Origin of the sequence: Mycobacterium sp., from assembly GCF_032161845.1 — a bacterium.
Lineage (GTDB): Bacteria > Actinomycetota > Actinomycetes > Mycobacteriales > Mycobacteriaceae > Mycobacterium.
The window spans coordinates 1-5,354 of record NZ_JAVRQA010000020.1 but is presented as its reverse complement, the minus strand read 5'-3'; the positions used below and the strand labels follow the sequence as shown (position 1 = coordinate 5,354).

Annotated in this window: 5 protein-coding genes; 3 read left to right on the top strand and 2 right to left on the bottom strand. The window is 68.6% G+C overall.

The window, feature by feature from the left end; genetic code table 11:
* Nucleotides 1–45: 45 nt before the first annotated feature.
* The gene (locus tag QOD90_RS01310; protein WP_526345889.1) at nt 46–936 is read left to right on the top strand and encodes an SDR family NAD(P)-dependent oxidoreductase; all 891 of its coding nucleotides are present in this window, start codon (nt 46–48) and stop codon (nt 934–936) included.
* A gap of 18 nt (nt 937–954) precedes the next feature.
* Here QOD90_RS01310 and QOD90_RS01305 read toward each other — a convergent pair whose 3' ends face one another.
* On the bottom strand, nt 955–1,752 hold the full coding sequence (locus QOD90_RS01305) for an oxygenase MpaB family protein (protein WP_526345891.1): 798 nt from the start codon (nt 1,750–1,752) through the stop codon (nt 955–957).
* A gap of 136 nt (nt 1,753–1,888) precedes the next feature.
* On the opposite strand from QOD90_RS01305, the gene QOD90_RS01300 reads away from it, so the two are divergent.
* The gene (locus tag QOD90_RS01300; RefSeq protein ID WP_526345888.1) at nt 1,889–3,631 is read left to right on the top strand and encodes an MOSC domain-containing protein; all 1,743 of its coding nucleotides are present in this window, start codon (nt 1,889–1,891) and stop codon (nt 3,629–3,631) included.
* On the opposite strand, the gene QOD90_RS01295 is transcribed toward QOD90_RS01300, so the two are convergent.
* Nucleotides 3,541–4,842 (bottom strand): multidrug effflux MFS transporter, encoded by a 1,302-nt coding sequence (locus tag QOD90_RS01295; RefSeq protein ID WP_526345887.1) that lies wholly within the window; start codon nt 4,840–4,842, stop codon nt 3,541–3,543. The genes QOD90_RS01300 and QOD90_RS01295 overlap by 91 nt on opposite strands.
* 68 nt (nt 4,843–4,910) lie before the next feature.
* Here QOD90_RS01295 and QOD90_RS01290 point away from each other — a divergent pair.
* On the top strand, nt 4,911–5,354 hold a 444-nt coding region (locus QOD90_RS01290), incomplete at its 3' end, for a MarR family winged helix-turn-helix transcriptional regulator (RefSeq protein WP_526345886.1).

Here is a 5,354-nt window from a genome sequence, read left to right as displayed (position 1 = left end):
CAGGCGACCTCCAGGCGCCGCCCCGGCACCATTAATCTTCCCCTCGTGACGTCACAGTGGTCGCCGACCCGACTCGGCAACTTGACCGGTAAGCGCATCATCGTGACCGGAGCCACCAACGGGGTCGGGCTGGCGACGGCGAGTGCCTTGGCTCGCGCCGGCGCGCACGTGATCCTCGCCGTGCGCAACGTCGAATTGGGCGCCCAGCGCGCCGCCGAGATGGGCGGCGACACGTCGGTGGTCAAGCTCGACCTCGCCGATCAGTCGTCGGTGCGGGCGTTCCCGGACCTGTTCGACGGCGACGTCGACATCCTCGTCAACAACGCAGGCGTGGTCGCGCAGAGTCGATCCGAGACCGTCGACGGTTTCGAGATGACGCTCGGCACCAACTTCCTCGGTCCGTTCGCGTTGACCAATCTGCTGTTTCCCCGAGTGCGGTCGCAGATCATCAACGTCGGCTCCGACGCGCACAAGTCGGCGAAGATCGGACTCGACGACCCTCATCTGCGCACGCGCAAGTGGTCGGCGTTCCCCGCCTACGGTCGCTCGAAGCTGGCGGTGATGCTGTGGGGACTCGAACTCGACCGGCGACTTCGAGCGGCGGGCTCACCGATCACCAGCCAACTGACGCACCCGGGTTGGGTCGCCTCGAACCTGTCGAATGTCTCCGACAAGCGGGTGATGTCCGCGTTCCACGCGGTCGTGAAGGCCGCGGCCGACGTGCTGGCCAACGACATCGACGCAGGCGCGGCGCCGACGCTGTACTGCATCAGCGAACCGATCCCGCCGGGCAGTTACGTCGGCATCGACGGCTGGCGTGGCTTGAAGGGCGGCCCCACGCTCGCCGGTCGGACGGCAAACGCCTGTGACTACGAGATGGCCGCCCGGTTGGTTGCGTTTGCCGAGAAGGAAACGGGCACAGCGCTTTCCGTATAGCCGACCGACATCGGCCGGTCAGCCCCTGGCGAGTGCCCAGCGGATGCCACCCACCAGCGTTCGACCGGCCAGCCGAACGGCGGTGGACTCCAGCGGCGGCAGGTAGGGCAGGCGGAGGGGCAGCCGCGCCCACGGGGGCAACATGGCGACCGACGTTGCGGCAAGTACCGCGTACGGCGCCTTGGCCAGCAGCGGCAAAGGGGGAGTGAGCAGCAGGAACTTGGCCGCCTCACGCGCGGCCGGCGTGCCACTCAGCTCGGGCCGGTAGTCCTCGATCCGCTGCGTCAACTCCCGTTCGGTGCGCGGTGGATCGATCACACCGAGCGCGGCGGCGACGCGGGACGTGTCGGCGACGTAATCGTCGCGGCCCCGCTGGTCGAGCGGCTTGGCTCCGTAAAGCTGGTGTGCCAGAAGGAAACTGCTTACCTCGGCGATGTGCACCCACTCGAGGAGATGCGGGTCGGATGCCTCGTACCGGCGTCCGTCCACCGCCGTTCCGTGTACTCGCCGATGGATCCCGCGGACCTTGTCGACGGCGCGCTGGGCATCGTCCGCCGGGCCGAACGTGGTGACGGCGAGGAAGGTGCTGGTGCGCTGCAGCCGTCCCCACGGATCACCCTTGTAGTCGGAGTGTTCGGCGACACCTGCCATCGCGAGCGGGTGCAGGGACTGAAGCAGCAGGGCCCGGAGCCCGCCGACGAACATCGAGGCGTCGCCGTGCACCCGTCGAATCGGACGGTCCTCGCCGAACCACCGCGGCCCTGGGGTGTCGTGGATGCGCGCGCGGTTGGCCGGACCTTCTGGGCCAGCCACCATCCCGAACAGGCGTTGGCCGAGACCGTCGCGCACGGTCGTCAATCCGGGCAGTGCCACGTGTTCGACAGTACGCCCGGCGTTGCGGCGCTACGTTCCATGAGGCGCGACGGTCCATAGCGCGACGGAAGGGTGAGGCATGGCGACGTTGGTCTCGGTGAATGTCGGGCTCCCCAAGGACGTCGCGTGGAACGGCCGGTGCGTCCACACCGGCGCCTGGAAGTCACCCGTCGACGGAGCGCGGATGGTCCGCCGCCTCAACGTCGACGGTGACGGACAGGGCGATCTGGGCGGGCATGGCGGTGAGAACCGGGCAGTCCTGGTGTATCAACTCGACTCCTACCGGCACTGGGCCGCCGAACTCGGTCGCGACGACCTGGCGCCGGGCCACTTCGGCGAGAACTTCACCGTCGACGGACTACCCGACGAGGAGGTCTGCATCGGTGACCGGTACCAGATCGGCGACGCGGTCTTCGAGGTCACCCAGCCACGCGTCACCTGTTACCGCGTCGGACTGCGGATGGGCGTGCCGAACATGGCGGCGTTGCTCGTGTCCCACCGTCGCCCCGGCTTCTACCTCCGAGTGCTCACGGAGGGCGAGGTGAGGCAGGGTCAGGAGATCGTGAAGATCGCCTCCGGCCCCGAGGCGGTGACCGTCGCCGAGGTGGACGCCCTGCTCTACCTGCCCGACCCTCCGCGTGCCGCCGTGGCTCGAGCGCTCCGGGTACCCGCGCTCAGCCAGGGCTGGAAGGGGTCGCTGGAGGACTTGGCGAGGCAGGCGGACGGGTCGAGTAGCCCAGCACCGGCGTGGCAGGGGTTCCGGCCGCTGCGGGTCACGTCGATCCACGACGAGAGTGCGGATGTCCGGTCACTCAAGCTGGCGGATCCCCACGGCCATCGCCTCCCGGATTGGCTTCCTGGCCAATCGATTACATTGCGGCTCCCGGCGGAACCCGCAGGAGTACCGGTAATCCGCAATTACTCGCTGTCGAACTCGCCGGGCTCGGGCACCTACCGGATCAGCGTCAAGCGGGAACCGGCCGGACTCGGCAGCGGGTATCTCCACACCAGGGTCACGGTGGGTGACGTGCTCGACGTCGCGGCTCCGCGTGGCACGTTCGTCCTCATCGCAAACTTGGAAGCCGATGACGACCGCCCGGTGGTCTTGCTCTCCGCCGGAGTCGGGATCACGCCGGTGCTCTCGATGCTGCACGCGCTCGCCGAGGCAGGCTCGCGGCGTGAGGTGTGGTGGCTGCACGGCGCGCGGGGCGGCGGGGCGAATCCGTTCGCCGCCGAGTGTCGCGAGCTTCTCAAGCGGTTGCCCGGCAGTCGCTCGCAGGTGTTCTACAGCCGACCCGCCATCTCCGACCGGCTGGGTTCGGACTACACCACGGCAGGCAGGCTCACGGCCGAGGTGTTCGATGCGCTCGGTGTGCCGAAGGACGCCGACGCCTACCTGTGTGGTCCGAAAGACTTCATGGCCGCGCTGACGGCGGGCCTCGAGGCGTACGGCGTGGCCGCCGGTCACGTCTTCAGCGAAACATTCGGCGCCGCAGCAGCGCTCACTCCCGGCATCGCGGCGACGCCGTCGGGTCCACCGCATCCGCCGGCAGGCCGTCCCGGTCCGGGGCCCGAGGTCGGCTTCGCCCGCAGCGGCCTCACCGTGCCGTGGGGGCCTGGCTATCCGACCCTGCTCGACTTCGCAGAGGCATGCGACGTGCCCACTCGATGGTCGTGCCGAACCGGGGTGTGCCACAACTGCGAGACGGCCGTTCTGTCGGGATCCGTTCGCTACGACCCGGAACCACTCGAGCCGCCCGCGGAGGGCAACGTGCTGATCTGCTGTTCGACGCCCACCGGTGAGCTGGTGCTCGACCTCTGACGTCGGTGCGCCCAGAGGAACCCCGCCACGGCGAGGGAACTGGCGCACACCATCACGATCGCGGCGGGGACCGCAGTGTCCTCACCTCTGATGCTCACCAGCGGTGACACCGCGGCAGCCAAGCCGAACTGCGCAGCCCCAAGCACGGCCGACGCAGTTCCGGCGGCACGCGGTGCTGCACCAAGGGCAAGTGCGGTCGTGTTGCCGAAGATCAAGCCCATACCGCCCACCGTTACCAGAAGGGGTAGCGCCAGCCACCCGGCCGGAACGCCGGCCGATGCGAGAACCAACAGGGTGACCGTGGCGAGAAGGATGGCGGTGAGTCCGGACGCCGCTACGTGCCGGACGTCGTAGCGCGCGATCAGCCGTGCCGACAGTGCGCTCATGCTCAGGAGCGCAAGCGCATTCACGCCGAACATCGCACCGTACTGGCCGGCGCTGAGGCCCATCATCGTCTGGTAGATGAATGGCGACGCAGAGATGTAGGCCATCATCGTGGCGAAGGCGCAGCAGAAGGCGATGACGTGGCCCAGGTAGGTCCGACTCGTGAGGTCGCGCAGCGGCGACCCCTGCGCCGAGCGGGACGACCGCATCTCGGCGCGCCGGTGCTCGGTGTGCGTCTCGCGCACGATCAGGAGCACCGCAGCGAGCATCAGGGTCGACAGCGCGAAGATGACGGCGAACGCCCCCCGCCATCCGATCGGGCCGACGAGAAGGCCACCGGCCAGGGGAGCCAGGACCGGGGCGACGCCGCCGACGATCATCATCAGGCTGAAGGCCCGCGCGGCCGCCTTGCCCGAGGCCAGGTCCGCTATGACGGCCCGGCCGATGACCATGCCCGCCGCACCGGCGAAACCCTGGAAGAAGCGGGCAGTGATCAGCGCTTCGACGGTCGGCGCGAATACCGTTGCGGCGCTGGCGACGACACACAGCGTGGCGCCGAAGATCAGGGGCCGCACCCGGCCATAGCGGTCAGAAAGGGGGCCGAAGACCAACTGGCCGGTGGCCAGTCCCAACAGGAAGGCCGTCAGGGTGAGCTGTACCGCCGTCGCGGAAGTGTGAAGGTCCGCCACCATCGTCGGGAAGGCGGGCAGGTAGAGGTCGGTGGCGAACGGCGCGACGGCCGACAGCAGGGCCAGCGTCACGAGCAGTGCCGGGGTGATGGATCGCTCGGGGGCGTCTCGGATTGGCGAATCGACCGCGACGTTCATCAGTCACCTCCAGGGTAGTTATCAAATGATAGATATCAATGTACAACCATCGGAGTACTCTTGGCCAGGTGAGCCGAAGCGATGCCCATCACATCGACGCGCGATTGGCCGCTCTCGCGGACCTGGTCCTGGCCGTGGCGCGGGTGATCGCCACGGACGCTCGCCGCGACCGGGAGATCGTCGACCTCACCGCGATCGAGATCAACGTGATGCGGTACATCGATCACCATCAGGGCACGTCACCGACCGCAGTGGCCGCCGCGACGGGACTGCGGCGCAGCAACGTCAGTCGCGTGCTGCGTGATCTGGAAGCCAAGGGAATGGTCGAGCGGACGGCCGACGAGTCGGACGGTCGCCAGACCCGATTGGCGCCGACCGCCCGCGCGGAGACCAATCTCGTTCGCTTGCGGGCGAACTGGACGCGCGTGCTGGCGACCGTCGACGTCGACCGGCGCAGCCTCGACACGACACTGGCCACGCTCGCCAAGATCGAAGCCGCAATCGCGCCGGCC

Bases quoted from the DNA above. Each gene is read 5' to 3' on its own strand.
- QOD90_RS01305 (WP_526345891.1), bottom strand. From the start codon at position 1,752: ATGGTGGCTGGCCCAGAAGGTCCGGCCAACCGCGCGCGCATCCACGAC.
- QOD90_RS01300 (WP_526345888.1), top strand. From the start codon at position 1,889: ATGGCGACGTTGGTCTCGGTGAATGTCGGGCTCCCCAAGGACGTCGCG.
- QOD90_RS01295 (WP_526345887.1), bottom strand. From the start codon at position 4,842: ATGAACGTCGCGGTCGATTCGCCAATCCGAGACGCCCCCGAGCGATCC.